Genomic DNA, 26299 nt, shown 5'->3' on the forward strand with positions numbered 1-26299 from the left:
AGTTTGGAAAAGCCAAGGGCCGGCTTCTAGCCGAACCCTTACAATCCATTGGTTCCTTCACGGTTACAGTCACGAAATCATGACCGATGCAGACCCACGCGAAGAGGTCGACACCCTTCGCGAACGCCTCCGGTCGAACGGGGAGGACGCTCGGTACGTCCAGTTCGACGCCGATCGCCGGCATCTCCTGAAGTTCTCTGACAACATCCGACTCGTCCCCTCGGAGATCGGCGAACACCGTCACCTCAAGCTGCTCCGGCACTGCAGCCGGATGGCAGCCCTCGTCACCCCGCCCTCGGTCGAGGACTTCGAGGACAACGACGAGGGCGCCGACGTCGTCGACGAAGACGACGTCGAGGAACTGCTCGAGCAGCAGGGCCTCCTCGGACTCGCCCTCGAATACCGGGCCGTAGCCGAGGCGATCGTCCGCTGGATCAACTCCGAGTATACGAACGAGCACACCAACCAAGACTACCGGACGGCGCTGCGCTCGTTCGGCCGCTACCGGCTCAAGAAGGATGAGCCGCCCGAGACGCTGACCTGGATCCCGACCGGGACGTCCAACGACTTCGATCCCGTCCCCAGTGAACGCGATCTCCTCACCTACGACGATCTCCAAGACATGGTCGGCGCTGCTCGGAACCCTCGCGATAAGGCGCTGTTCGCCGTCCAGTTCGAGGCCGGACTCCGCGGTGGCGAGCTCTACGACCTCCACGTCGGTGACGTCTTCGACAGCGATCACTCGATCGGCCTCCACGTCGACGGCAAGGAGGGCGAGCGGACCGTTCATCTGATCTCCTCGGTCCCCTACCTCCAGCGCTGGCTCGACGATCATCCCGCCAGCGAAGACGACCAGGCGTACCTCTGGAGTAAGCTTTCCTCGCCCGATCGGCCCAGCTACAACACCTTCCTGAACTACTTCAAGAACGCTGCAGGCCGCGTCGAAATCTCGAAGACGGTCACGCCGACGAACTTCCGAAAGTCGAACACCCGCTGGCTCGTCACCCAGGGGTTCTCGACCGCTCGGATCGAAGACCGGCAGGGTCGAAAGCGTGGATCCGAACATACCGCTCGGTACATGGCTCGGTTCGGCGACGAATCGAATGAGAACGCGTACGCACGCATGCACGGACTCGATGTCGAAACCGACGAACCCGCCGACACGGGCCCGATCGAGTGCCCGCGCTGTCACCGGGAGACGCCCCGTGAAAAGGACTTCTGCATGTGGTGTCACAACGCGCTCTCCCTCGAGGCGACTGAGAAGGTCGACGACGTCGATAACGATATGGCTGAGAGTATCGCCGAAAGCGCTACCGACGAGGACGTCGACGTCGATCCCGAGGACGTCCTCGAGGCTCGGCAGGCGATCGAGAAGAACCCCGCTCTGAAGCAACTGCTCCTCCCGGACTGAGCTACTCATCGTCGGCCTCCTCGGCGCGTTCGAGCGCCCGTTGGAAGTGCTCGGACACCGAGAGACCGGCGTCGGCGATGCGCTCGAAGAGTTCGCGGTTCTCCTCAAGGGCGTCGACCCCCGTCTCGGGCACCAGTTCGTCATCGCTATCTACAAAATTTTGTTTGCTACTCATCGGTGGTCACCTGATTACGGATATATCGACGGTCAGTTTGCGAGCGGTCCTCCAGCGGCTTGCACGTCACCAGCCCACCCTGCCGGGCCAACAGCAGGGTCTCGGTCTCGAGATCTAGCCGAGTGACGCAGCCGTTCGCAGCGCTCGGATCGTGGACTGGCTCGGCGCGACGCCAGACATCGCGGAGATCGGCGTCGACGCCGACTCGGATCGGCCAGCTCTCCTCGCGGATGTGCCGCGAGACCTCGCCGATCGCCATCTCACGTGCGCGCCGGCGTTGTCGAGCAGCGAGTTCCTCCGAGATCTCGCTCGAGCTCATGCGATCACCCCGTAGACGGCAAGCGTGATCCAGAGAAGAACTGCGACGAATCCGAGTAGGGCAGTCGTCTGCAGTGGCGTCAGCTGGGGACGAGCGCGGTGTCCAGACATCACCGACCACCTGCAGGAAGGTCCTGAACATCACCGTAGCAGTTGAGGGCGACCGTGATCGTTCGGGCCCGGCCGCGAGTGACACCGATCGCTTCGCCGACATCGCCGAGGGTCTCGCAGTCCGCAGTAGCTGCTTCGACGTCGGCAGCGGTCACTCCGTCGGGAAGCGCAATCGCGGTGTCGTTCTCGTCTGGGTCGTCGACGGCGTCGACGGTGATTCGTGCGGGATCGTCCTTTTGGACATCGACGCCGGCGTCGCCAGCGTTGTCGTCCGCGGCCTCCTCCTCAAGGGCGACATCTTGCTCTGCCTCTGACTCAGAGTCGCTTTCGCTGGTGGATGTGTCGTCCTCGATTGAGGTGCCGCTCTGATCGCTCCCGCTACGCTTCGCAGCTGCGAGGAAGGGTTCCCCGCCGTCGTCGCTTTTCGCATCGTCTTCGGATAGGTCTTGATCTTCTTCTTGGACGCCAACGCCGTCAGCATCAGCGTCGTCGTCCGCGGCCTCCTCCTCGAGGGCGTTTGGATCCGGTGACTCTGACGTGTGGTAAACCTCGGGATCACCCTCGTGGGAGCGGCTGTTGTGGATCTTTACGCCGCGCTGACTCGTCGGTCCGTAGTCGCACTTGCCGCAGTGCCAGACTTTGTCGCTTGGTGCGGGCTCGTCGTCAGCAGGTTCAAGGCGGAGGACTGTACCCTTTCGAGCACCGTCCTGGTAGAGGGCGGCTTCGTCTGGGCCGATCTTGACGGAGTACTCCGTCCCTTGGGCCGTCTCGATCGCGATGGTCGCGAACAGCCAGTTCTCGCCGAGAGGGACCTCCCACTCGACAGCGCCGGCGGCGTTGATCGCGACGGGGTCCGACCAGCTGTAGAAGTCTGTCTCGAGGAGGGCTCGATCGGCGGCCTCGAGTGCGATCGGGTCGATCGCATCGGGGGTCGCAGCCTTAGACATCGTCGGTCACCTCCTCACGGTCGTGAACCTCACCACAGACACCGCAGGTGATTCCATCGACGCCGCGTTCGTTGTTGATCGCCGAGTGTCCACACGGAAGCAGACCATCGCGATCGTCGCCCTCGAGTACCTTGTTGATCTGGTGGTAGGCCTCGGGGTCTGTCTCCCAGATACAGCGGAGTCGCTTCCACTCCTCCACCTCGACTCGGCCGACACGCCTGACGATCTCCTTGTTATGGAGGCCAACGAGCCGGTTCGCGAGTTCTTCTGGGATCGCATCAGACCGCCAGTGCTCGCCAGGCTGGGGTAGGTTCTGTAGGAGGTGGGCGTTTCGTCGGATGAACGGCAGCTGATCCTGAGGAGCGCCGCCGCGGGGGGAGCCGCTGGTACTCACGCGTCCTCACCCCCTTCGCTTCGCGTGGAGGTTCCTGAATCTGAAGCGGGCTGATCGCTCTCCAGATCGACGCTGCACTCGAGGCAGACGCGGACGTATTCGGCGTTGAACATCGCCTGCAGCTTCTCCCATTTCGTGGTCGCGGTTGGATCGTCGATCTCGTTGCGATCGAGCGGGAACTCGAGCTTGTCCGCCATGTACGGGGAACAGTACTCCTCGCACTCGTCGCAGTAGTTGTCGTGATGCCGGCGACCGAGTCGGAGCTGGGGCTCGCAGATCGCGTAGGCGATTGCCTTCGCGAGTGCGAATCGGGCCCGGTAGAACATCACTGGTCACCCCCCTGGTGGCCAGTATCCGACTGCAATGAGCGGCCAATTCTATCATATTGATGACAAATATTAGAACGATGTACCCCTTTATCTGACTGGGGCCCCTGACTATAGAGGCGGCTACCGGATCTTTGGCCCAACCACAATCCGGTAGTCCGCACTCGTTTATTCATACCGCGTTCAGTATCGGCCGATGACTGATCGACGCCACCGTCGGTCATGACGTCACGGTCGTCCTCGTCTTCGACGACTGATCGATACTCGACGTCGAGTGCCTCCGCGGGATCGTCTTCGGCCCACCCTTCGCCTCCGCTGGCGATCATCGAGTGGGCCGCGTCGCGGGCATCCTTGAGAGTCAGTACTTGATCCGGGACGGACTTTGCGAGCTCTCCTGCTTGGTCGAGCTTCCCGCCCGACATCTGGCTCGAGGTCACGCTGAGGATCGCGAGCAGCGTCTGGACGTGGACGCGGTCACCGCGGATCCGCAGCTCGACTTCTTCTGTCATGTAGGCCGCGGCCTCCTGGCCGCCATCAGTGCGAATCTCGCGATCGTCGTCGCGAACAGTATCTGGCTGTAGTAACCACGCAGTCCAATTAGATCGTTCATTATTCTGTATGCCTATGTGATTGGGAATTAAGCATAATGCCAGTCCGTCACTAGCACAAATGGCGATGAACGCTAGTTGCCCAGAATGCGAGAATGGGTTGGGAGAACAGCTCACAAAGTACGTTGTCGATGGAGTGGCGACAGCGGACTTCCAATGTGGGAACTGTGGACACGAGTGGTCGCTTTCACTGTGAACTAAAACCGAAATTCGACTCGCCTTTTTGCATCGGTCAGTATCGGCCGAGGACTGATTGACGCCACCGTCGGTCATGACGTCACGATTGTCCTCGTCGACGACTGATCTATACTCGACATCGAGTACCTCCGCGGGATCGTCTTCGGCCCACCCTTCGCCACCGCTTGCGATCATCGAGTGGGCCGCGTCGCGGGCCTCCTCGAGAGTCAGCACTTGATCCGGGACGGACTTCGCGAGCTCTCCTGCTTGGTCGAGCTTCCCGCCCGACATCTGACTCGAGGTCACGCTGAGGATCGCGAGCAGCGTCTGGACGTGGACGCGGTCACCGCGGATCCGTAGCTCGACCTCTTCATTCATGTAGGCTGCGGCCTCCTGGCCGCCATCAGTGCGAATCTCGAGATCGTCGTGAGCAGTATCCGGGTTCAGTGAGCACTCAAGTATGATTGTGACAGCTGAACGAATTTCTAGATCGCCAATAGAGGGTTTGAAGATGCAAACTCCAGTGTTTAGTACTTGGGTGAGGATTCTGACTAAGGACGACCGAGTGCTGGTTGCGTGTGAACGGTGTGGATCGGCGTACGCTGCACGAGTCCTCAAGGATGGGAGAATTCGCCCAATTGGCCGAGACTCCTGTTCATGTGGTAATGGGGAGTTCCGAATCCTAGAGTGAACAGTACCGCTCGAGGACTGATCGACGCCACCGTCGGTCGCGACCGCCCGCTCGAGGTCAACGTTATGCATCTCCTTGCGCGCGTGACGATCCATTTCGTCGGAGACGTCGACGAGGTCCGAATCACTGTATGACCAGGCGCAGTCCTCGCAGCACGCCCGGTGCTCGGACTGCCCGCCGTCCGTGACCGCGATCGGTGTGCCACCGTCATCGTCATCATCGTCGTACGGCGGTGCGCTGTGCTCGAGGAGGAACTCGATGGTCTCGGTATGAAATTGGATCATCCCGAGGTAGTCCTCGACAAGCCGCCGAGTGGTCGACTCGAGTTCCTCGTCGTCGAGGTCCTCGAGGATGACCCCGGCCTGCTTGTCGATCTCCGCGAGCCGATTCTCAATCGAGCCGGGTTCGTGGCCTCCGTCGGCGACTGCGGCCTGTTCAGAGCTGTCGTCGCAGTCGTGGTGGATCAGGTCTGCGAGCGTATCGAACGGCTTCGAGCAGATATCGCACCAGTGGGCGTCACCGGCGAGGAACGCCTGGCGTCCCTCGAGATCGCGACCGCCGTCGGTGACAACATCGAAGCCTGCCTCCTCGAGGACGTCCGATGGCTTCCGTCCGCACTGTTCATCGGTCGGCCTGGTTGCCGTCCCGAAGCATTCCGAGCAGCCGCGTTTGATGAGCTGCCAGTCCGGCGTCGCATCGAGTTCCTGCGGCCGAAACGCGACTCCCTCGCGGTTGTTGTACTTGCATCGGACGGCGGGATCCTCGCGGGTGGCGCCCTCTGCCGGAAGATGCAGCGCCGCCTTTGCACCCCCAGAGCTGGCGCGCCGGAGGAAGAACGACACCTCCTCGCGGATCACGTCGAAATCGACATCGATGCCGCCGTCGGTCGCGATCCGCTGCTGGATCGTCTGGCAGAACGGACAGCGTTTGCCTGCCTCGACGGTGACGTGGTTGACGTCGGTCGCTGCCGGGCACTTGTGGACGACATGATCGTCGTCGATCTCGAGGTCCCCCTGGCAGTCGGGACAACTGGTGATCGACCATGCGCCCGCAGCGGCCACCGTCTGGTACCCGCACGGCGCGCAAATCAGGACGACGAGGTCCCCGGGATTCCGGCCACCATCGGTGACGACCTTCTGCTCGAGTCGTTCCTCGAGGCGCTCGCGAACATTGTCGTGACGGTGCTCGAGTTCGTGTTCGTCGATGACGTAGCCAACGGCGACATCGTTCGAGTCACCGGCCGCGACGAGATCGGCGGCTTCGCGAACAGCCCGGTCGACGAGCTCGCCCTCGGTGATGGTGCCGCCATCGGTGACCGCCTGCTCGGTTTCGACCTCATCACCCTCGGTTTCGCCTGGAAGCGGACCGATGTACCGACGTTGGCGAGCTCCGCACTTGGGGCAGGGGGTAGCTCCGGAGTACTCGTGGTCGCAGTTGGTACAGCAGTATTCGAGTTCGTCGCGATCGTCCTGGTCGTCGACGTCGGCGGCCGTCTCGAAGTGATCCGACGCTGTGCCGTGGCGGTCCTCGAGGGCCTCCATCTTACACTGCTGGCAGAGCCAAGAGTGGTTCCCGCAGGTTGGGCAGTCCGACATCAGGCACCGCCTCCGTGGAAGAAGCTGCCGTTGCGCAAGGGGGCCCGCTCGAGGACGGCCTCGAGGTAGTCCGAATTGGGGTCGCTGGTGTTATCAGCGTCGCGCGCGGACGGTTCAACTGGACGGGGGCTGGCCCCTGAATAACCTTCCGTCCGTGCTGCCGCGTTACTGCGCGGCGGCGTTTTCGGCGAGCTGCTCGAGTCCGTAGTGTCATCTCGGCCGTGGGGACGGCCGGCTGTTCCGCATTCAGTGGGGTAATCTCTATTTACCCCGGTGCTCTCGTTCTTCATGGCTTTCGGAGTCCCGTGGAGGGGATTCGGAAGCCACGTCCGCCGTGCGACAACACGGTGGGCACCTTTTGCGCCCGGAAAGGACTGGCTTCCAACTGCTTAATGATCCGCTACACCCTTAATAGTTACCCAGCGGGTAACCGGTTGGTACCCAACGGGTTAGTAATAAGTCCCTTGGGGTAGTTTCTATCAGTACATCGGTGTTAATATGAGTGTAAGCCACCCATCGGGTAAGCAGATGCGAAAGGACGCTGAATGGATGTCCCAGCCGGCGGATGACAGAATTCTCGAAGTCATCCGCGACGAGGGAAACATGACGCCACTCGCGCTGTCCCGTGAAGGTGAAATCCCTCGGATCGATATCGGCCGGAAGTGGGCTGGACAGCGTTGCCGCACCTTGGTTTCTTACGGGCTTCTTGAAAAGGTGGATAAAGGCCTGTTTAGGTTGGCTGAGGAAGGCGAGGCCTACCTTGACGAGAAACTCGACGCCAGTACCCTCGAACCAGTGGAAGAGTGACATATAGTCTCACCGTATCTCGCTTTTGACCAGTTCCATGGCCCCGCTGACCCATGGCGGAATCGGACGCGTCGCCGGGTCGCGATCCACACACTGGCCGTCTTCGAACTCGAATATCCACTCTTCCTGGCCGTGATCGATGGTCACCGTTTTCCCACGTGACCCGTAGCCGATCTCGATCGTGGCCTCTCGAGGGACGTCTCCAGGGAGGTCGGCCCCGATATCGGTTCGGAGATCGACGACGATCGTTCGGGTATCAGTTGTCGCTGCCATTGTATCTGGACAGTCACACAGAGATACCAAAAGGGAATCCACCGTTGTTCCGGGTTTCCGCGTTGTACGCTGATATGGCCAATGCAGCCGATTCAGGATCTTAATCTACGATATCTGCGTTTCCGGGATGGAACCGTTTTGCCTTTCCACTCCCGATGCTGGTGACGACGCGGTAGTGTTCGAGCTTGGTCATGTACCCTCGGAGGGTACGCTCAACACGCGCATCGTCGACGCGATCTCGGTACGCATCGTACAGCTCTCCCGGAGCGATGGGGGCCTGGTCACAGATAATCTCATAGAGGGCCTGCTGGTCGTCGTTTAGACGGTCGAGGCTGCGGTTATGGATCACCTCGTTGGCCTGGGGGATCGCCGCTTCGATGTGCTCGTTCTGGACGGACCTCGCGTTCTCATCGCGATTGGCACTCTGGACGGCGACCCGAAGCGTGGTGATCGCGATGCGCGCATCCCCGTCTGCAGCAGCGGCGATCCGCTCGAGTTGTTTCCGAGTGATTGTCGACGGGTGGAGTCCGTGATCGGCGCGTTGCTCGAGGACGTCCGCGAGTTGTGACGCATCGTAGCTGTCCTGGGTGAGCAGCGGACCGGCACTGACACGGCTTTGGATGTGCCCTGGAACGGTTGCCCACATGTCCTCTTCGGTGTGCGCGATCAGTATGAGCTGGAGGTCGGGGCAACTATGGAGGTCGCGGAGAAGATCGGGATCATCGATCTGGTCGGCCTCGTCAAGGACGAGATGGCGGTACTGACCTGGCTGCTCCTGGAGCTTCGAAATCACCGTGTCCAGGGAGGTCGTATCCGGGTGGACGGGCGTCTCGAGCAAGGAGTCGCCGATCGCATAGAGAATATCCGCACGCTTGTAGTTCTGCCAGCAGTCTACGTATCCGGTCCGTGCACCCGTCCGGTCCTGGATAAGCCGAAGCGAGAGGCGGGCGAGCATCGTCTTTCCTGTTCCCGTTGGCCCCGTGATGAACAAGTTGCGCGCCGAGCTCTGCTCGGCAGACAGCTGGTACTCTTCCAGGACTTCCTCGAGTTCGTCGCGCCGGTGGACGACGAGTTCCCGCTCAGGGACTTCCTCGTCATCGAGTACCCGGCCATTCAGTATCATATTCACCGAATGTGACCGGTCAAAAGATAAAGACGACGGCCCCGTTTCCGGAATTCCGTTATCGGCAGGTGTTAGGTATATATGCGAGCTGAACGGGGACATTCTGAGGAGAAGAACAGTTGGGAAATGTATCTTAACTATTGAACCGACTGGAGAAATTCGTCCAATGTATCTGTGAGTTCGTCAACCTCCTCTCCGTTGATTTCAGCCGAATACCGGACGATGAACACATCCTTCTCATCGGTATGGCGAGCTTTATCAACTTGCTCGACACCCTTCCAAATCCCTGTAACTTCAACTTCGCCGTGTTCGGCGTGGTTGTACGTTTCACCACGATCAACGACCATATCAGAGTCAGAACCCGGCAGATCGTCAGAATCATCCATATGTACTGGTCGTGGTCGCCGGCCTTTGTCTCTGTCGGTGGATGCAGTATATCGTTCGCCTGTACAGAGTAAGTTACGAGAAGAAAACCAATCAGACTATCAGAAAAGGAGCTATTCGCTTAGGAACCGCTCACGCCAGAAGTCAGTACGGGCCCAGCGCTGATCGCAGTCCTGGCGGTGCGGGATCTCGTCGATGTTCAGCGCCGATCGCCCGCAGGTACAACACTCGATCTCGCCGGTCGGCTCGCCGATCTTGAAGCCGTCGACGTTGACCGGGGTCTCGCTGCGGACGACCTGGAACTCCGTGTCGGGATCCAGCGCATGCTGTCCCATCACTCTGCCCCCAGTGTGATCACGAGGCGGCCGATCTGAATCGAGCGATCGCCAGCGTGACGGAGGACCGTCGCGATCTTGCTGCTGGGCTTCGGTCCAACGACGACCTCGAGGTCACCGTCGCCGGTGACGTCAGCGAGGCGCACGAGTGGGAGCCACTCGATAATCGCCGCGACGGCGCCGCGAACGAGCGACATCTACCGCACCTCCGCGATAAGGAAATCGCCCTGCTCTTGCGTCGGTCCGATACCGCAGTCGTGTTCAACGAGGGTCTGCAGGACGCCTGGTGGGATCCGGTCGACGTCTGGGAGCAACACGAGTTCGAGGACGCGCCGACCGTCGAAATCGCGACGATCAACGAGTCGGACGTCGTAGACAGTCGGGTGCGACGGGACGGCCTCCGCAGCGCCCTCGAGGTCGGCAGTCTGAACGCTCATCGCGACCACCGTGGTTCACCGGAAACGTGCTCTCCGAGCTCGCCGGCGACATCGTCTCGGTCGACGATCGACGGAACGGGGCGCTCCCCCGTCGCGTATGCAACGCGCTTGATGTGCTTGCACTCGCGATCGCGGAACTCATGGTCGGGACACTCGCATGCCTCCAGTCGCGCGTCGACAAGATACTCGCTCCCGGACTCGGAGACGACGAGATACTGGCCTGGGCAGTCACGAACACGGCCCTGGTCTTCGAGGACGGTCAAGTACTGGGTTAGCGCCCGGCGGTCGAGGCCGTCGACGTCGGCCTGGAGGGACTCTGCGGCCGCCATCAGTTGCTCACCTCGTCCCAGACGCCGGCGCGCTTCGCGGCTTCGCGATGTCCCTGCAGCCAGTCTCGAGCCTCCGCCTTCGCGTCGGCGATCTCGTCGCCGCTCCAGGCGTCATCCCAGTCGTCGACGGCCTCGAGCAGATCTGCGAGTGCGGCGGCGATGGCCTCGTCGACGACGTCGTCGATGTGGTCGTTGATCTCCTCCGCAGAGCCGAAGATATCCAGTCGGCGGTCCTCGAGATCCTCATCAGCCGAGAGATCATAGACGTCCTCCGCGACCGAGACGTACCGCTCGAGGTCGACCCCGTGATCATGGTGACCCTGGACTGCCTCGTAGACGTTGTTGTGGCAGATCGTCGTATCGAACGCGTTCGCACGCTTGTGGGCGAGTTCGTTGAGTCGCTTCCGAGCCTGCATCACTCGCTCACCTCCTCGTCGCCGTCGCCACCGTCGCCGCCATCGGTCCGGATCGGTGGCCTGGGGGTGACCGTCGCCTTGGCCCGCTCACTCTCGAGGGCCTCGGCCTGGTGCTGATCGTCACGCGTCGAGTCGCGGTCGCCGGCGACGTCGCTCGCAGTGATGATCGTCATGCGCGATCGACCTCCACGTCGATCACACGCTCGAGCGTGTCCGTCGTGGCCTTGCAGACGGCGTTGAACTCTTCGAAGTCCGGGAACTCGTCACCGATTGGGACCGTCTGAGCGACGATCTCGTTCAGATCGATGGAGGTGTGGTCGTCGGTCGGTTCGTCCGAAACCGTTTCGTGGGTTCGCGTTTGAATACTCATTGTCCTTCCATGGACACAGGTCGGGTGCTGTAACACCCGGCCGAGATCGGTTTTCCCGGCCACCCTGCGTCACAGTTACTACTCTATTCACCAGTGTCATAAAGGTTGTGCATAATGCACAGTCACTACACCCATCCACACCATAAGGGCTTAGTGCGCACAACTGGTACTTATGCACATGGCGACTGCACAGTCTCCTCAAGACATGGATGCGGATGACCTGACACGGACGGACCGTGCCATTCTCGACGTACTGAAAGAGGGGCGCGGTGGAAACGAGCCGTGGGGGATCGCAACGAAAGGTCGTCTCGTCGATGAGACCGACTTCTCGAGAAACAGTGTCTACAATCGGCTCGAAGTGCTCGAGGCCGCAGGCTTCGTTGAACTAATCCACGAACCAACTCGAGAGTTTAAATTCGCCGAAGACCCACGTGAGGTGAAGTAGGATGAGCAGCGCCCAGTCCACCGACGAGCGAGCCATCGACTAGTCGACTAAGTTCAAGCGAGTGGATCCCGCTGATTGTGAGCGAACACGGAATGCTGAGTACATTTTTCTTCTTTCAACTACCAGAAGTCTCCTAGCCCTGATTGGCCAATTCTGCTGTTCGCTTTTTCCCATAACGTATCTTGTTCCATGATATCCTCCATAATTGAGCGTCCAGTTGAGTTAGCAGATGCGAACACCAAGTCAAATCGACATCGGGCATCGTGTGGTGATACAAGCTTTTTCGTCTTCACTGGTGCAATAATGTCGTTTTCTTCGAGCTTTTCTTTGTAGAGTTCGACATACTCATCTGAGTCCCCTGCATTCGGCCAGTCGTCGTCACCCATTGTCCGTTCTACAGCTCCATGCGCGTGTTCCGCACCCTCTGCAGCGCTCCTGAGCACGCCCGTTGTCTGATAATTAACCAAAATGTCCATTTTTGATCGTTGAATAAGTGTATCAAGCGTATCTCGCTTCGCAGTCAATCCTTTTGGGTCAACAAATGTGAACCAATGATGATTCCCATTAGATTCGTTTGCAAGGAAACTTACACCACGGTTTGAATCCATTTGCATAATTCGAATATACGGTTCATGAGATCGGGCAACAAGGAAATTCTCATTATCTGTCTGAACAGGGCTAATATCAAACTCATAGCCAAACCGTTCAGTGATAGTCTCGTGGAGCTTATGGAAATGGTCTCTATCAAGTTCGTAGAAATAAAACCGGTCGAATGAATCCTGATATTCCTCAAGTGTAATCAATGCCGACCCATCGATTGTAACCCCACTCTCATCAATTACCGTTCGGCCAGTTCCAGAATGGGTATCCACATACCATTTCTCTTGTTTCCAATGTTTGTCTAGGATTGTTGTATATGCATCAAGGTATTCCTCAAATATCACGAGTTTTGCAGCTGTCTTAAGGTCTCCCCCATCGAAGTGTTCCGTCATTTTTGATAACAGCATATGCAAATTCATCCACAATAAGTGTTCTTGCAGCTACAGAACCAGATGAGGAGTCTTTTACCGATTAGAGGCTCGAAGGTATTTCTGGCATCGGCTCAGATGGACAATTACGTCCAGCAAATTCTTCTGGAGATTGGCGATCTTTCCACGCTTGAAGCCAAGTAGCAACATCAGATTCCGCATATTTGATGTGTTGACGGTCGGGCCAAAGGTGTATAGGAAGATCAAGTTCTTCACCAATCTCTTGAACTGCCTTGTAATGTTCAATTGAATAGGAGAGCCACTGCTCGCGATTTCGAAGTTGCTCAAGTTGTCGTGCCAATTCAGTCTCACCAGCATCACGTGCCGCTTCAACAGTCATTTCAAAATTCCCTCCACGGGGATTAATTGGTTCATGGAATATGACATTTGGATCGCACGTAGCAAGCCGCTTAAGATGCGATCGTAGATCACTTCGAGATTGAGTCGGATACGTGGGACTCATGCTAACAAAGGTCTGTACGCCAGCTTCAGCAAATTCCTGAAGACCGCGAAGTCGGTGCTGTGGGGATGGTGCTTGAGGTTCAATAGAACCAACTTCTGAAGCATCCATCGCTGGTATTGAGGACCCAATAGTAACGAAATCACCGGCTTCGGTGAAAGTATCAATATCTTGTAAAGCTAAAATCGGGTTCCGTGTCAGCACACGAGTGTATTTCTGCTTGTTAGACAGAATACGGACAGCATCACGCGTTATTTCTCCCGCCCGACCATCCATATAGCAATCTGTTGCAAACGAGATTCCAACTATACCACATCCTCGGTTTGTGTCTTTCCATCTTTGTTTTCGATTCAGTATACCTTCGAGACGATCTGGGATGTCATCTCGGTATAGAACGTATTTACCCCACTCACGTTGCGCATTATCAACGTCAGCATTGTCTTTCAACATTTCAGGTCGGGTGCGTAAAGCCGGCGTACTAGGGACATAGCAGAACTTACATCCGTGGCGGCAACCAGTTGCCACATTAATTACGTAGTCACAGAGATATTTCTTATCTAGGCTAGAATCACTCAAAACCGCCTGCGTGGGATCTTTCCCAGTCGTCACTTGGTTTTCCTCTGTAGACATGGCAGCTTTGTTAGTGTGGGTAGATTTAGTCGCTCTGGCCTTCTCATAATCTTCACTGTCTGACTGCTCGATTTGTGGATAATTTTGCACCATTATCATTATCTATGAGACTGAGGCCCAATAAGTCCATCTGGGCCATTTCCGATTTTCCGATACTCACGCCAGTAGTGGTTTATCGAATATGGAACCGAAAGGAGAGAAGGGCAGTATTTTGGTCGAAGGTTCAGGACAATATCCGTCCCACAGATCAGTAGACTATGAATTTTTAGTCCCGCTACGATTACGCCATTCGTGATGCACCCAGTCCAGTTCATCACGATGCTCCTCGAGCCAGTCCTCGAGTCGGTCCTCGTCCCCCTTCCAGAGCCGCTCCCGAAACGGTAACTCCCCATCGCGATCGATGTCGTTGACTCCAAGCCTGTTCTCGTGACCGTCGAATCGGCGGGCGTAGATCACTGCCTCACGTCCGCGATCGCGGATTGCGACGACGGTCCAGAAGACACCATCTCGTTTGCAGAGCGCCCGCACCATCGACTCGATGTCGCCGCTGCGAAGTTCCAGCAGTCTCTGAACGAGCTCGTATCTCAGAACCCGCTGTTTCCGAGCGTAGTCGTGCATGCCTAAAGAAGAGATGAGAACCGCCTTAGCGCTATCCGGGTCGATTCCGATTCTTCCGTTAGTTCGGTGTCGAAATCCCTTCCACTGTGACCGTTGGCTCCTCATCGAATTCGACGCGGACCTGATACCCAGCATATCGGAATTCGATCCGGCCAGATCGCTCTGTCCCACCCGTAGTCGTCGCGAAGAGATCACTAAGGGCGTCAGTATCAATACTATTGTGTAACGGCGGAAGATCTAGAGGATCTGCACCATCCTTTTGTGCAATACTATCAATAATACAGGCACAGATATCTGATTCCTCAATCGAATTCCCGCTCATAGCAGATCCTATAGGCGAATGCATTAAAAAACGGCGAAAGTTGAATTTCCAGTGGTAATAACATATGGGGATATCCCCGCAGAGACCATCATGGTTTTACATCTGTGTCCGTTTTCCACATACATGGTTTCTGTAGACAGTGTGTTAGATTTGTTGCATGATGACCGGCGGCGGTACACATTGTACCATCTTCAGGAGCAAGACGGGGCGGTTCCCATAGACGATGTAGTGGAAGCGGTAGCCGAGATGGAAGCAGATGCGGCGGAAACGGAATCTGCTAGTGATTTGAAAGACATCAAACTGTCCCTGTACCACAACCACCTCCCAAAAACGCAGCCACACGAGTTTATCTACTACAACAAGGACGAGCAGACGATACAGCTCACCGATGAACCAACCAAATTCGATATGCTTCTCACGGTTGCAAAGGTGTTAGAACAGCCGAATGGCGAGTAATCCAAGCAGCAACATAATTCGGTTTCAGGAAAGGGAACATGAGTGGCCTCTGCCGAACAATAGTACCTCACCCAGCATACTATTGTGCACGGATATGCGTATTAGAGGTTGTGTATGGTGTTAGTTAGCCAATAAGTTGATGCATTACCAATTCCAAGGTATGGATGGCGAGGGGAGAGGATTCAGTCGTCACCAGACAGGATCCGCCCGACCCGGGACATACGGTCCCTCGCCTTCCGAGATCGAACCACGTTCCGACGTGAAGCCAATAGCCATATTGTCAAACTCGGTCTCGGACCCACCCCTGGCGACAGATCACCTACAGGGGATGGGGGCTCAACGTCGGCCTCTGGCTGGCGTTTTCTCGCGATCCCAAAGAAGATTGGAACTATTGTTTAGTAGCAAACTCTAATACACAGATATGCGGCAGGGAGACATCCCCCAGATGCCCTTGCCGCCATACCACTTCCTTCCGACGAACAACGGACTACTACTGGCGGAGAGAGTTTATATACGGAGCCGCGGCCAACGCCGGCGATGTCTCTCACCGATCGACAGGAGGATCTCCTGATCGCCGTCGCACTGACTGAGTTTAGCGTCCACTACGAGCAAGCCGATCCCGAGCTCGCCGAACGAGCGTGGCAGTTGGCCGCCGATCGGCTTGTCAATCACGACGTCGAACCGCGCGAGGCCGTCGACGCGCTCGAGATTAGATAGCTATCGCTCAGCATCTGATCGCCTCGAAGAAGACCTCAAAAGACCGCCCGGATGGGCACAGGGGATGGCCGCCGGGCGGCATGAACTGGATCGGTGGGGTTGGGTGCTGATTGGATCGTGTCGCGCCGTGGGAACGCGACAGTGGATATGTTCGCCTCGAGGGTTATCAACACGCCTCCGATTCCAAGTCCGTGGGAACCGTCCCCGCGGCCTTTCGTATCACACCCGGTCACTGGCTGCGTCGACCGTCGACTGGATCTGCTGGACCGTCTCCTCAACTCGCGACCGCGACCCCAGCCGCATCGAGAGCCGCTCCGATGTGATATCGAGGCTGTAGACGCTCATCGCCTCGCTGGCAATCCCGTCGATGTCCAGCGCCTCGAGGAGCCCGGCAACGCGATCACCGGCTGGAATCTCGATGTCGGCCTCCCAGCGCGGCGTCGACGTCGTATCGACGATCAACTTCGCGGCGAGCTCGCATCCGCGCTCGGTGGTGATCGAGTTGATCGTTTCTTCGCGATCGTAACGCGCCTCGCCGTTGTACCCGTCGGCCTCGTAGCTGCCCGAAACCTTGTAGTCGTACTCGACCTCGAGTGTCTGTCCATCGGCGATGCCTCCGTTTGAGAGCACTTCGAGAGTGCCAGTGGGCTTTTGGATGATGTAGTCTCTCAGATACTCGTACCGTTCGCCCGTATCTGCGTCTCGAACTGCCTCACTGCCTGGAACAATATATTGGTTCCCGAGATCGAGGGGGTCATCGAGAACAGCGTCGACAGTCTCACGAGCCGCCCGCGCACCGCCCTTAACCGTACAGCGTAGCGTCCGATCACCACGCTTGGTCACAGAGTAGGAGGACAGTGAGAGATCGCGGGTGCTCGAGCGCTGGCCGGCCTGTGCCCAGTGGATGACCGTCTGGTCACCGTCCTGGCGGACCTCCCACAACGAGTCGGATCGCTCCGCCCAGTTGGTTAGGATATCCCTGATGTTTGCATCTCGGGAGTCGTTGATGATCAGCGGCGTGTCGTCCCCATCGAAGCTGGTCTCGTAACTCTCGATCCGCTGGGGTTCGTAGCCGTAGCGGGGTGACTGGGCGCGGGCACCGTTCGGCGAGTAGCCGCCGGCAGTCAGACGCGTTCGGAGGTTGGCGCTGGAATTTGAGAAGTCAGCGGACATCGAACTTGAGTTCGTCGCCTCGGTCCACGTGCGGCCACTGTCGTTCGAGACCGCAATCGCCTGGTCACCGGTCGTGGTGTTCCAGACCGTATCGAGGTAGCCCGTGTGGACCGAGTAGACGGTCTGGGCATCGACCGACTCGACCGCCGCCGTCTCGTAGTCATGCGGCTGGTTGAGATATCCGTTGGCCTCGTGGACGTTGCTCGAGAAATTATCGCTGGTGTAGTAGCGCATATCGTGCAGCGAGGCGACGTCAAGCTCAACCTCGTCGCCCGACTGGGTGCACTCGACGCGAAGATAGTACTCCCCAGCGGTGAGATCACCGCTCGTCCAGGTCTCGACATCGTCGCTTCGGTTCGTCGCCCCACCATGCCAGAGCGGGCCACTGGTGGCGTACGTGGCGGTGACCGCCACACTTCCGACGAGGTCGTTAGTCCCCGTGTCGTAGAGTTGAATCTCGAGCTGGGCCTCGTTCTGGCCGTTATCCATCGCCCGGATCGCGGTCCCGACCTCGCTTTCGGGGATCGTATGCTCGATAGTGATGGTATCGGTCTCGGCCCACTCGCCAGCGTTCGCGAAGCCGAGGCCGTCACCGCCGGAGAACTCCTCGTTGCCCGCCTGATTGACGCCGTTGATCACCGGAAAACCACCCTCGCCGGCGTCGAAGAGATAGCTTGTCTGCGTTCGCTCGAGGGCATCGGTGCGTGGTTCGATAGGATCCGTCCCGTCGGTGTCGAAGTACTCCACGAACTCCTCACCTGTCGTCGCCGCCTGAAGGAGGGCATCGGTCACTTCCTCAACCACTGGCTCGTCGACAACCGTCGTGTAGTCCGTCTCGGTCGTGATGAGACCGTCCGCGAGTACGTGCGCCTCCTCCTGGATAACGTCGCGATCCACCCGCCGCTGGAGTTGCGTGCCACCGATGCCGACCAGTTCCGTCTGGCCCGGATCGAGAACGACGTCTTCGAGCTCACCAATCGGCTGACGATCGCCGTCCTTCCAAACGCGCATCGACGCGCTCTCGTAGGCTTTGAGCGTGTAGGCCTCGTCCCGCGGGATCGGGATGCGGGCCCGCGGCAGGTCGTTGACCCGCGGCTCGAGGCGAGCGTTATCGAGGACCTGCGGCGTGATCGTCTGTCCCGACGGATGGTCGATTTCGACATGCCAGCCGCTCGAGCCTGTTGGCGACTGGACGAGTCCCGCGTCCAGAGTTTCGACGCTACTGCTGACTGCGCTATCGGCGTACTGCCACTGTGTGAGAGTTCTCACGTAGTATTCATACGGTCGAATAGGGGCGACATCGCCATCAGAGTACGATGCTGCGTCTGAAGCAGCACTCCCAACCAGGCCCCACCCCGAACCGTCGTACTCGTAGTCACTCCGGCGCCGGTAGACTTGATGAGAGCCACGGAAGTCGTTATTGATCGTCCACTGAACGTCCAGCGAAGCCGCAGCGACGTTCGCGAACGTCACGTCGCTCGATGCAAGGAGTTTCGTTAACTCTTCGGCGGCCATCCACTCGCCGTTGACGTGCTCGGTCTGAGTGCGAATCCGGACTGAGTACTGCTCGCCTCCGAGGATGTTCTCAATCGTATACTGGTACGTCCCATCCCACGGGATCGTCGCCTCAAGTTGATAGTCGGGGTGATTCCCATCGGGATCGTCGTCTCGGAGGTCGATCCGGAACTCACCGTTATTGACGCTGGCATCCCAGTTGGCGATCAACGATTCCGCGTTGCTCGCATCGAGTGCGAGAGACGTGACATCTGGGAGGTCGGTAGTGAATGTAGCTGGCATTATTGATCCACCGTCTCGGTGTGCTCAGTCTGTGCGACGACCCGTGTATCGTACTGCTCGCCGTGGAGTAGGTTGGTGATCGTCTCCGCCTCGGTGTTCCGAGAGAGCGTGCTGAACACGTTCCACGATGCCGCATCGCTCTCTTTGAACTCGATCCGCGTGTCGCCGTAGTCGTGGTTATCGGTCCACGAGATGTCGGCTGAGGTCGTGGTGATCGCATTAACGGAAAGTGCAGTCGGGGCTGGCAGGACGGTGACAGCAGTGGCCGACGGTCCATAGGAGTTCCAGAATTGACTCACCTCCCCGTGTCGGGGTTGGATGGGAGCAGTTCGTGTCTCTACCTGATATTCTTCTCCGTCGACGAGACCGCCGAATAACCCCGATGTGCTGCCGCTTTTAGAGATCTCTGTCCCGTCGCGGTTGAGATCCGCGTATGGACGACTGGCCTCCTGAATCGCCATGTTATCGGTGAACGAATACGAGAGTTCACCTTCTGCAGTGGTCTCGAGAGTGAGCCCCGACGGTGCAGCGGGTTTGGTGTACTCGTGGACGATGTCGCTGACGATGACCTCGTCGAAGGCGATGTAGTCGATCCCACCGCCTTCGTCACGGCCAACCCGGATGCGATTATCCATCGCGAGGTAGCTCGCCGGAACAGCGGCGTGATACTCCATCCAGCCCTGCCCGTCGTGTTGCCAGCCCCACTGCTGGAGGGTCTGCCACGTCGAGCCGTCGTACCACCAGAGATCGCCGCGCTCGCCATCAGCGTCGTTGCTGGCCGCCTGAACCCTCATTCGAACATGGACATCCGACTCGCTCGAGAGATCACCGAGGCTCTTTTCGACGTAGCCAGCGCCGCCCATATGGACGGCGTACCCGCCTACTTCCGGTGAGCGAGTGTTATCGCCAGCCGAGAAAGCGGAAGGCAGCGTATCTGAGACGGTGGCTGATCCGCTGGTTGCGTCCCACGCCGAGGCATCGCCACTCGAGAAGTCGTCCTCGAAGTAGACGTTGTTCTGATTGCCGTAGTCGGTGTAGACCCACTCGGATTTCCGGTTCCCACTACCACCCTGCCATGTCTGCAGACGGAACTGGACCCGCGAATCGGTTGTAAACGACTCCCCCTGTCCGGTTTTGAGCACATCCGATTCGTATTCGATTGTGAAATCGGACCCCTTGGTCTGTACAGATCCGCTAATGAGGTGCGGGTGATTGCTGTCGTTCACTGCGTCCAACCCGTTCCACGCAGGATAGCCTGTTCCGGTATCCTCCCGGTATTCGATGAACACTTTGGAACTTATGTCAGACCGAGTTGTTCCGTGAATACGAACCGTGGTCGAATTTGGCCGACTCACGCTCACGTTTTTCGGCGGGATCGGAGTCGTGTAGACGGTTCCACTGGAGACCCAGTCAGTCGTCGTCCCTCCGTCCGTTGCCATCCGAACACGGAATTGAAACGACGAGTCCACCCCGACGCTCCCGTTGTAATCCTTCGCACTCCCACCGGAGTTATGCGGGCCGTAGGTTGCGGAGTAGCTGCTCGAGCCGTCTTCGGCGACGGTCGCTGGACCTCCAGACGGCGATACCCATCCGTTCCCATCCCGGTTGATCTGGATCTCGTAATCGTCGGGGCTGTCGTTCGTATTGGCCTTGTCCCACGAGACCGTAATCTGATCGTCGGCATCGTAGGTCGCAGTGACGTTCGTGACGCCTTCGAGCGTGTAGACAGTGATCTCAATGTAGCCATCTCCAGCGTTTGTCGTTGTACTGGGGGTGAGTTCGGTTCCGCTGCTGTCGATGTGTTTAGAGCCCCCAGCGCCACCACTACCGGCGACTACGTCGTTATCATTGACGGTATCAGAATCACTATCGAGATTACCTGCTCCTCCTCCGTAATGTCCACCTCCGCCACCACCAGAAGATGCCATTCCTTCGCCGAATGAGTCGGCTGAACGTATCCATGATCCGTTCCCTCCGACTCCGTCCGAATTGACACCAGCGGATGCCCCCGATGCAGTCGCGGTTGCGGATCCTGCCGATGCACTGGCTGTATTCGAATCCTGCGTTCCGTCGCCTCCCGCACTGGTATCTGAATAGACGTAACTTTCGTTCTGTGCCGATGCTCCAGCACCACCGCCAGCCCCCGGCCCAACGATTAGAGCGTTCGAGATCGTTGCTCCAGCCGGACGGAAATCAGATGCTCCACCCCCGCCACCACCTCTGGGTTGAATATCGTAATCATTGTAGGTGGAACTGGTACTCGAATCTCCGCCCCCATTGAATCCGCCGGTCGCTGTGGAACCTGCACCACCGACATATACATCGTATTGTTCTCCGCTCGTAACTGGTAACTCCGCTTTCGTGACATCCCCATCACCACCGGGAGACGTGTTGTGATCTCCGACCCCATCCGCACCTCCAGCCCCGGCGGCTTCGACTTCGGCTTTATAGGCACCCGACGGCGCTGTCCACGAGTGTTGTCCGACCGTGTTGAACGTAATCGTAGTCGAAGGCATTTATCTACGCACCTCCTTGCGAGCCACCAGCGTCTTCTCGGCTTGTGGATCAACAATACTCGAGCTCGCGATCGGGGAAAGCCAGGACTCCAAGTCAGATGGGATCGGGGGCGACTCGTTCCCCGGGATCCCGAACAGCACGTCCTCGGCGCCGCGATTGGCGATCGCGTTCAGCGCGAACAACTCACCAGAGATGTCGAAGGTCAGCTGGGCTCGAACCCGAGCCATCGCGACCGTCTCGAGGTCGACATCGAACAGCGTGACCGTCGACGGCTGATCTGCCTCGAGGCCGACCGTCGTCCAGGAGTCGGTGCTCGAGTCCCAGGTCTCGGCCTCGATCGAGCCGGTGGCCTCGTCGAGACGGAGTCGGATGAGCGCGTTCGAAAGAACCACTGGATTATCGATATCGTGCTCTGTCGAGTGGACGGTCTGCCACTGCCGTATCCCCTCGGTCGTGAATTTCGCGTCGTAGCCGCGAGTATCGTAGGCACGGACCCCGCATGGGACTTCGTCTGCGTACCCGACTGTGTAGATCAGCGTCGGTGGATCTTCGTCGAACGGCGGCGGATCGTACCACGGGGCATCGGTGAGATCGTAGACGTCGACGTCGGCTGCAGCTGTCGTTCGCGTCTCGATCGGCGACGCCGGCACTCGAGTCCCGTCTCCGGCAGCGTTGAGCCACTGGACTTTGTTGGCGGCCGCTGGGACGCCGACATAGGACGTAAGGTCGTTCCCCCAGGCGTCGCGATCGAGCTGGCCAGGTGTCGTCTCGAGCGCCCTGAAGTAGCTCCCCTTCTTTCCGACGAACGTCAGTGAGAGCGTGTACGCCCAGACGCTCCGATCGTTCGCGTGCAAAGGCTCGACGTCCGCACTTTCGATCTCGTAGTAGCCAGCGTTCGAGTAGACTCCACTGCGCCGATACAGAGGAAGCGTGGGGAGGCTCGAGTCCGACAGTTCGTCGAGTTCGTCGGCGAGCATCGTCGAGATCTCCTCACCCCAGCGGTACTGTCCACTGAGCGTGAGGTCGGCAGCCTGCGAGGAGAGTGACTCGACGACCGCGCCATCCTCCTGGAGGATGCCCGCTTCGGCGAGTTGCTGGCCGAGGCGATCGCGTTCGTCGGTCTGTGCGGCCTCCGGGATCGGACTGTTATAGATGTATTTCATCGGTCAAAAGTCCTGCATGAAGTCGGCGATGTCGTTGAGGCCATCTTGTATCGAGCCCTGCAGGTCGACATCGGGGAAGAGCGACGTCCAGGTCAGCGTGACCGAGCCCTCGATCGCATTCGGATTGTCCGGGTCGTGCGTAATGCTGCTCTCGTTGATCGCGACGGGCATCGGCTGCCCGAAGGCGCCGGCGCCGCTCGAGTAAGACCCGTCGGTCCACTCGCCGATGTGGAGACGGGTGCCGCCGGAACTGTCGCTCTTGCTCTGGGTGACGAACCACTCGAATACCTGTTTCATCGCGATCGGTTCCGACCCAGTTGCGTCGGTCTTGTTAACGTCGTCGGGATCGTCGGCGTTGGTCGACCCATCGCCCCATTCGTCGCCCGGACTGGCGGCAAACGAGAGCGTCTCCTGGTAGTGACCGGAGCCTCCGTCAACGTGGTACCCTTTGCGATTCTCGAGGTCTGCATCAGCGACGTCGTCTGGGAGCAGATCCGTGCCGATGTCGAAGGCTTCCCTGAACTGCTGTCCTCGGTTGCTGAGAAGGTAGTTCTTTGTCACGTCACCGGTATCAGAGAGGTCCTCCCGGAGCTCGAAGACGCCGGTAGTGTCGCCACCGTTGATGTCGATCTCGAGATACGCTGTGCTCCTCAGTGTCATTGTTATCGAAAAGTGCCGCTCTAACCGTGCGGTGGCGGTGGTTTACTACTCTACAGAACCCGTCGGGTCGTGTTCCTCAGACGGACGCAGCCCCAATTGGTCGAGGATCTCCGCCGGGCCGACAAGATAGAGGACCACACTCCAGATCCCGAGGCAGTAGACGAAGGCATCTATCGGGGCCTCGTAAAGGAATACACCAGCACCGACGGTGACGAACGCGAATAGAACCATCCAAATCAGCTCTCGAGGGTCGGTTGGATCTGGTGTTCTCATATGTGAACTGTCTTGTTTGGCAGACATATAACTTCGCCCACTCAACCACGTCGGATGTCCCGTTCGAGATCCTCAATCTGGCCCTCGATATCGTCCCGGACCTCCTCGATGCGCTCCTCGACCGCGTCGACAACCTCGTCGACCATCTTGTCAAGGTCGCGGACGTTGACGTCGACCGGGCCCACACTGGCGTCGATGTCCGCTGGGCGCGGATCGACGGACGTCTCGACTGTCGTTGTGGTGGTTCTCGATGATGGGCGAGGGGACGTTTGGGTTCCCGAACTGCTCCCTCCCCCGCCATCACCACCGCCACCAGAGCTATCCGAAGACCACGGGTTGATATCATTCGCGAACTTTTGCGCACCCTCGGCTGTCTCGCCAGCCCACTCATTCGCGCCATCAGCGGTCTTGCCTGCCCAGGACCAGATGTTCCCATCTCCACCGTCATCGGGCTGTTTAATATACGGCTCCTCGCCTACCTGCGGCTGCTTCACTTCTTCAGTTCCCGTGGTCACATCGACCGAGATCTCGATCGGGTCGACGTCCTCGACCTCGAGTGGATCGACCTCTTCGACCTCAAGTGGCGATGGGTCGTCAACCGCGAACGGATCCGGGTTCTCAACACTCAGCGGGCTCGGATCCTCAACGCCGAGCGGTGACGGGTCATCGACGTCGAACGGGTCAGGATCCTCCACTGCATACGGCTCTTCCGGGTGGTCAAGATCGTACGGTTCCTCCGGATGGTCCAGCTCGTATGGCTCCTCTGGATGATCGACATCGTACGGCTCTTCGGGCCCGTCGACCTCGAGCGGCGTCCAGTCGGGTTTCTCAACCTCAACACTCGATCCGCCGATCGCCGATCCGACGGCCGAACCGACTGCCGCACCGATGCCCGTAGCAACACCGCTACCAATACCGCCGGCAGCGCCGCCGGCTCCGCCGAGGAGGCCACCGATCGCACCGCCACCGAGCAGTTCGCTGAGCATTCCGCCGCCGTCGCCGCCACCGACTTTGTCCTCGATGTCCTCGAGGTAGACCACCGCCTCCTCGAGGTAGTCGGTCCGCTCGCGGGCCCAGCGGTACTCGCGGCGAGCACGCCGGCGTTGACGTCCACCTCCGCCACGACCGCCGCCAGCGGCCTGGGCCGACGCCGACCCGCCGTCCGTAACTCCGATCTCGGTCGTGCCGATCTCGGACTCGATCTGCTGTCGAGCATTCCGCAGCTCACTCGACGGGATCTCGATTGAGAGTTGTGCTTCAGTATCGAAACTCATAGTCTGGGTCGTGTGGCCGCGTAGGCGTCAAGCAGTTCCAGATAGTCGAACGGTACCTCCATGACGTCCGTGTAGCTCATGCCATGGGCGAGTCCGACGACGATGTAGTAGTCGAGTCGGGCCCGTCCGTCGAGGTCTCCGACTCCTCGGTCGTGGTCTCCGTCGAGGACGTCGAGGATCCGTTTCCCGATTCATTCGGGATCCCGAGCCCATTGGCCTTTGCCTCGAGCCACTCGACGAACGCCGGATGGGCGCCGGAGAGTTCGGAGAAACGCTCGGAAAGGTCGTCGTCTTCGCTACCGTAAGGCGCGTCGACCGTGCTCGCAGCGACGAACCACAGCCGCATCTCCTTTCGTCCGGCGTTGTCGGGTGCCTCACGGTGCATGATCGCCTCTTCGCCGGCGGTCATCGAGCCGAGCTCGATCTCCGCATCGCCACCCCAGTCTTCTTCGTCGCGTTGCCAGCGTACCCCGCGCTCGAGGTAGCTGACCCGGTTACGTCGAGCCTTGATCGCTGAATAGTCGTCCGTCCCCTCCTCCAGACCCTCGAGGTCCTCCTCGAGCGTGTCCATCCGGTCTTCCAGTTCCTCGATCGCGTCGTCCAGTGTGTAGGTTTCAGTTGTGAGCATTTAGATCGCCTCAACGTCGGCAACGTGGTAGTCGATCGGCTCCGCCAGATCGCTGTCCGGTGTGACGAGATCGGACCAGCTGTAACTGGCTGGCTGACAGTCCGAGAGCGTGTAGTCGATGGTCGTCCCCTGTCCGTTCTCGAGCGCGAACGTCGCCGGGACCTTGCCAACCGGCCCCTCTCGAGAGTTGTCGACCGCTAGCGCGAGCTGGTCGCGCTCGGTAAACGTCGCGTCCGTGCTGAAGTTGGGCTCGATCGCGTCGACGACCGCGTCGAACGGATGCCGATCCTGACCGCGTCGGAAGCGCGCCAGTCCCGACAGGGTGAGCGTCGCCGACTGCATGAGGGGCTGGTTGAGGCCGTCGACCTGGAACGTCGCACCGTGCCAGCTGAAGACGTCCTCGTCGGACGGCTGTTGGATGTCCGCATCCGCAGGTGCCGTGATGTCGTCGGGCTCGTCACCGTAGAGGATCGTCAGTTCGACAGTGATGTTGCTCCCCTGCTCGTAGTTGACCGTCGCCTCCTGGACGATCGCGCCGGTCGGCGTACGGGACTCGGTTGTCCCATCTGGCATGTCGACGGCGAGGTACCACGTCGACGACGGTGCCCGCATCGGACTGTGCGGCAGTGCCGTCCCGCCGTCAGCGAAGACGAGGTCGTGCCAGTTGTCGTCCGTCAGCTCGAACGACACCGAGAGCGCGCCCTCCCAGTTGCCTTCTCGAGAGCCCGCCGGCGTCGGATCGTTCGGCTGGCGGACACGCTCGAGTGCCTGCTCGACGCTCAGATCACCGACCGTGATGTTCATGCCTGGTTGGATCCAGATCGGATCCGTGGCGATCGGGCCGGCACCGTAGCTATCCTCGACGGTGTACGCGACCGTTGCCGATCCCGCGCCCGTCATGCTGTACCTCC

At 59.2% G+C, this 26299-nt stretch carries 33 protein-coding genes; 5 read left to right on the forward strand and 28 right to left on the reverse strand.

Translation table 11 applies throughout. The features are described 5' to 3' along the window. Window positions 1–79: 79 nt before the first annotated feature. On the forward strand, window positions 80–1411 hold the full coding sequence (locus tag AC0QDI_RS17585) for a tyrosine-type recombinase/integrase (RefSeq protein WP_474670476.1): 1332 nt from the start codon (window positions 80–82) through the stop codon (window positions 1409–1411). Window position 1412: 1 nt separating this feature from the next. On the opposite strand, the gene AC0QDI_RS17590 is transcribed toward AC0QDI_RS17585, so the two are convergent. The 6 genes from AC0QDI_RS17590 to AC0QDI_RS17615 all read right to left on the reverse strand — a co-directional run bounded on the left by AC0QDI_RS17590 (window position 1413) and on the right by AC0QDI_RS17615 (window position 6753). Then, entirely contained in the window at window positions 1413–1586 is a 174-nt protein-coding gene (locus AC0QDI_RS17590) for a hypothetical protein (protein WP_474670478.1), read from the reverse strand. Beyond that, a complete protein-coding gene (locus AC0QDI_RS17595) occupies window positions 1579–1905 on the reverse strand; it encodes a hypothetical protein (protein WP_474670480.1) in 327 nt (108 codons plus the stop codon). The genes AC0QDI_RS17590 and AC0QDI_RS17595 overlap by 8 nt, the downstream gene beginning before the upstream one ends. 109 nt (window positions 1906–2014) lie before the next feature. Beyond that, a complete protein-coding gene (locus AC0QDI_RS17600; RefSeq protein WP_474670482.1) occupies window positions 2015–2962 on the reverse strand; it encodes a hypothetical protein in 948 nt (315 codons plus the stop codon). Next, entirely contained in the window at window positions 2955–3356 is a 402-nt protein-coding gene (locus AC0QDI_RS17605) for a hypothetical protein (RefSeq protein WP_474670484.1), read from the reverse strand. The genes AC0QDI_RS17600 and AC0QDI_RS17605 overlap by 8 nt, the downstream gene beginning before the upstream one ends. Continuing rightward, a complete protein-coding gene (locus AC0QDI_RS17610) occupies window positions 3353–3682 on the reverse strand; it encodes a hypothetical protein (protein ID WP_474670486.1) in 330 nt (109 codons plus the stop codon). Before AC0QDI_RS17610 ends, AC0QDI_RS17605 begins: the two co-directional genes overlap by 4 nt. Beyond that, on the reverse strand, window positions 3682–6753 hold the full coding sequence (locus AC0QDI_RS17615; RefSeq protein WP_474670488.1) for a hypothetical protein: 3072 nt from the start codon (window positions 6751–6753) through the stop codon (window positions 3682–3684). The genes AC0QDI_RS17610 and AC0QDI_RS17615 overlap by 1 nt, the downstream gene beginning before the upstream one ends. Window positions 6754–7251: 498 nt before the next feature. Between AC0QDI_RS17615 and AC0QDI_RS17620 the strand changes: the two genes are divergently transcribed. Further along, window positions 7252–7560, forward strand: coding sequence for a PhiH1 repressor (locus AC0QDI_RS17620; protein WP_474670490.1), 309 nt, complete (start codon window positions 7252–7254; stop codon window positions 7558–7560). A gap of 9 nt (window positions 7561–7569) precedes the next feature. On the opposite strand, the gene AC0QDI_RS17625 is transcribed toward AC0QDI_RS17620, so the two are convergent. The 10 genes from AC0QDI_RS17625 to AC0QDI_RS17670 all read right to left on the reverse strand — a co-directional run bounded on the left by AC0QDI_RS17625 (window position 7570) and on the right by AC0QDI_RS17670 (window position 11227). Continuing rightward, window positions 7570–7833 (reverse strand): hypothetical protein, encoded by a 264-nt coding sequence (locus AC0QDI_RS17625; protein ID WP_474670492.1) that lies wholly within the window; start codon window positions 7831–7833, stop codon window positions 7570–7572. A gap of 100 nt (window positions 7834–7933) precedes the next feature. Next, on the reverse strand, window positions 7934–8956 hold the full coding sequence (locus AC0QDI_RS17630) for a Cdc6/Cdc18 family protein (RefSeq protein ID WP_474670494.1): 1023 nt from the start codon (window positions 8954–8956) through the stop codon (window positions 7934–7936). Window positions 8957–9093: 137 nt separating this feature from the next. Further along, the gene (locus tag AC0QDI_RS17635) at window positions 9094–9342 is read right to left on the reverse strand and encodes a hypothetical protein (protein ID WP_474670496.1); all 249 of its coding nucleotides are present in this window, start codon (window positions 9340–9342) and stop codon (window positions 9094–9096) included. 111 nt (window positions 9343–9453) lie between these two features. Then, window positions 9454–9675 carry a hypothetical protein gene (locus AC0QDI_RS17640; RefSeq protein ID WP_474670498.1) on the reverse strand — a complete coding sequence of 74 codons (222 nt, stop codon included), beginning with the start codon at window positions 9673–9675 and terminating at the stop codon, window positions 9454–9456. Then, window positions 9675–9872 carry a hypothetical protein gene (locus tag AC0QDI_RS17645; RefSeq protein WP_474670500.1) on the reverse strand — a complete coding sequence of 66 codons (198 nt, stop codon included), beginning with the start codon at window positions 9870–9872 and terminating at the stop codon, window positions 9675–9677. The genes AC0QDI_RS17640 and AC0QDI_RS17645 overlap by 1 nt, the downstream gene beginning before the upstream one ends. Then, window positions 9873–10112, reverse strand: coding sequence for a hypothetical protein (locus AC0QDI_RS17650; RefSeq protein WP_474670502.1), 240 nt, complete (start codon window positions 10110–10112; stop codon window positions 9873–9875). Continuing rightward, window positions 10109–10441: a hypothetical protein gene (locus AC0QDI_RS17655; protein WP_474670504.1), complete on the reverse strand. Its 333-nt coding sequence runs from the start codon at window positions 10439–10441 to the stop codon at window positions 10109–10111. Before AC0QDI_RS17655 ends, AC0QDI_RS17650 begins: the two co-directional genes overlap by 4 nt. After that, window positions 10441–10857: a hypothetical protein gene (locus AC0QDI_RS17660; protein WP_474670506.1), complete on the reverse strand. Its 417-nt coding sequence runs from the start codon at window positions 10855–10857 to the stop codon at window positions 10441–10443. Before AC0QDI_RS17660 ends, AC0QDI_RS17655 begins: the two co-directional genes overlap by 1 nt. After that, window positions 10857–11030 (reverse strand): hypothetical protein, encoded by a 174-nt coding sequence (locus tag AC0QDI_RS17665; RefSeq protein WP_474670508.1) that lies wholly within the window; start codon window positions 11028–11030, stop codon window positions 10857–10859. The genes AC0QDI_RS17660 and AC0QDI_RS17665 overlap by 1 nt, the downstream gene beginning before the upstream one ends. Next, the gene (locus tag AC0QDI_RS17670) at window positions 11027–11227 is read right to left on the reverse strand and encodes a hypothetical protein (RefSeq protein WP_474670510.1); all 201 of its coding nucleotides are present in this window, start codon (window positions 11225–11227) and stop codon (window positions 11027–11029) included. Before AC0QDI_RS17670 ends, AC0QDI_RS17665 begins: the two co-directional genes overlap by 4 nt. Window positions 11228–11405: 178 nt before the next feature. Here AC0QDI_RS17670 and AC0QDI_RS17675 point away from each other — a divergent pair, with 178 nt between their 5' ends. Then, a complete protein-coding gene (locus AC0QDI_RS17675) occupies window positions 11406–11672 on the forward strand; it encodes a helix-turn-helix transcriptional regulator (RefSeq protein WP_474670512.1) in 267 nt (88 codons plus the stop codon). A gap of 119 nt (window positions 11673–11791) precedes the next feature. Here AC0QDI_RS17675 and tcmP read toward each other — a convergent pair whose 3' ends face one another. From tcmP to AC0QDI_RS17695, 4 genes are all read right to left on the reverse strand, one after another. Next, a complete protein-coding gene (tcmP, locus tag AC0QDI_RS17680; RefSeq protein WP_474670514.1) occupies window positions 11792–12679 on the reverse strand; it encodes a three-Cys-motif partner protein TcmP in 888 nt (295 codons plus the stop codon). A gap of 64 nt (window positions 12680–12743) precedes the next feature. Next, window positions 12744–13790: an SPL family radical SAM protein gene (locus AC0QDI_RS17685; protein ID WP_474670516.1), complete on the reverse strand. Its 1047-nt coding sequence runs from the start codon at window positions 13788–13790 to the stop codon at window positions 12744–12746. A 255-nt stretch (window positions 13791–14045) separates the two neighbouring features. Beyond that, window positions 14046–14408, reverse strand: a complete 363-nt coding sequence (locus AC0QDI_RS17690; protein WP_474670518.1) for a hypothetical protein — start codon at window positions 14406–14408, stop codon at window positions 14046–14048. Between the two features lie 58 nt (window positions 14409–14466). Continuing rightward, entirely contained in the window at window positions 14467–14754 is a 288-nt protein-coding gene (locus tag AC0QDI_RS17695; RefSeq protein WP_474670520.1) for a HalOD1 output domain-containing protein, read from the reverse strand. 99 nt (window positions 14755–14853) lie between these two features. Here AC0QDI_RS17695 and AC0QDI_RS17700 point away from each other — a divergent pair, with 99 nt between their 5' ends. Further along, the gene (locus AC0QDI_RS17700) at window positions 14854–15186 is read left to right on the forward strand and encodes a DUF7344 domain-containing protein (RefSeq protein WP_474670522.1); all 333 of its coding nucleotides are present in this window, start codon (window positions 14854–14856) and stop codon (window positions 15184–15186) included. Between the two features lie 537 nt (window positions 15187–15723). Beyond that, the gene (locus AC0QDI_RS17705) at window positions 15724–15903 is read left to right on the forward strand and encodes a hypothetical protein (RefSeq protein ID WP_474670524.1); all 180 of its coding nucleotides are present in this window, start codon (window positions 15724–15726) and stop codon (window positions 15901–15903) included. Window positions 15904–16122: 219 nt separating this feature from the next. Here the strand turns inward: AC0QDI_RS17705 and AC0QDI_RS17710 are convergent, their stop codons facing one another. The 8 genes from AC0QDI_RS17710 to AC0QDI_RS17745 all read right to left on the reverse strand — a co-directional run bounded on the left by AC0QDI_RS17710 (window position 16123) and on the right by AC0QDI_RS17745 (window position 26288). After that, window positions 16123–18873 (reverse strand): fibronectin type III domain-containing protein, encoded by a 2751-nt coding sequence (locus AC0QDI_RS17710; protein WP_474670526.1) that lies wholly within the window; start codon window positions 18871–18873, stop codon window positions 16123–16125. Then, window positions 18873–21389, reverse strand: a complete 2517-nt coding sequence (locus AC0QDI_RS17715) for a fibronectin type III domain-containing protein (protein ID WP_474670528.1) — start codon at window positions 21387–21389, stop codon at window positions 18873–18875. The genes AC0QDI_RS17710 and AC0QDI_RS17715 overlap by 1 nt, the downstream gene beginning before the upstream one ends. After that, window positions 21390–22553 carry a hypothetical protein gene (locus tag AC0QDI_RS17720; RefSeq protein ID WP_474670530.1) on the reverse strand — a complete coding sequence of 388 codons (1164 nt, stop codon included), beginning with the start codon at window positions 22551–22553 and terminating at the stop codon, window positions 21390–21392. It abuts the gene before it with no gap. Window positions 22554–22556: 3 nt separating this feature from the next. After that, window positions 22557–23213 carry a hypothetical protein gene (locus tag AC0QDI_RS17725; RefSeq protein WP_474670532.1) on the reverse strand — a complete coding sequence of 219 codons (657 nt, stop codon included), beginning with the start codon at window positions 23211–23213 and terminating at the stop codon, window positions 22557–22559. 45 nt (window positions 23214–23258) lie between these two features. Then, on the reverse strand, window positions 23259–23486 hold the full coding sequence (locus AC0QDI_RS17730; protein WP_474670534.1) for a hypothetical protein: 228 nt from the start codon (window positions 23484–23486) through the stop codon (window positions 23259–23261). Between the two features lie 41 nt (window positions 23487–23527). Continuing rightward, window positions 23528–24526, reverse strand: coding sequence for a hypothetical protein (locus AC0QDI_RS17735; RefSeq protein WP_474670536.1), 999 nt, complete (start codon window positions 24524–24526; stop codon window positions 23528–23530). A gap of 310 nt (window positions 24527–24836) precedes the next feature. Continuing rightward, window positions 24837–25388: a hypothetical protein gene (locus AC0QDI_RS17740; RefSeq protein ID WP_098725253.1), complete on the reverse strand. Its 552-nt coding sequence runs from the start codon at window positions 25386–25388 to the stop codon at window positions 24837–24839. Next, on the reverse strand, window positions 25389–26288 hold the full coding sequence (locus AC0QDI_RS17745) for a phage tail tube protein (protein WP_474670538.1): 900 nt from the start codon (window positions 26286–26288) through the stop codon (window positions 25389–25391). Window positions 26289–26299 lie beyond the last annotated feature (11 nt).

It is taken from the genome of Natrinema sp. LJW11, assembly GCF_056135975.1.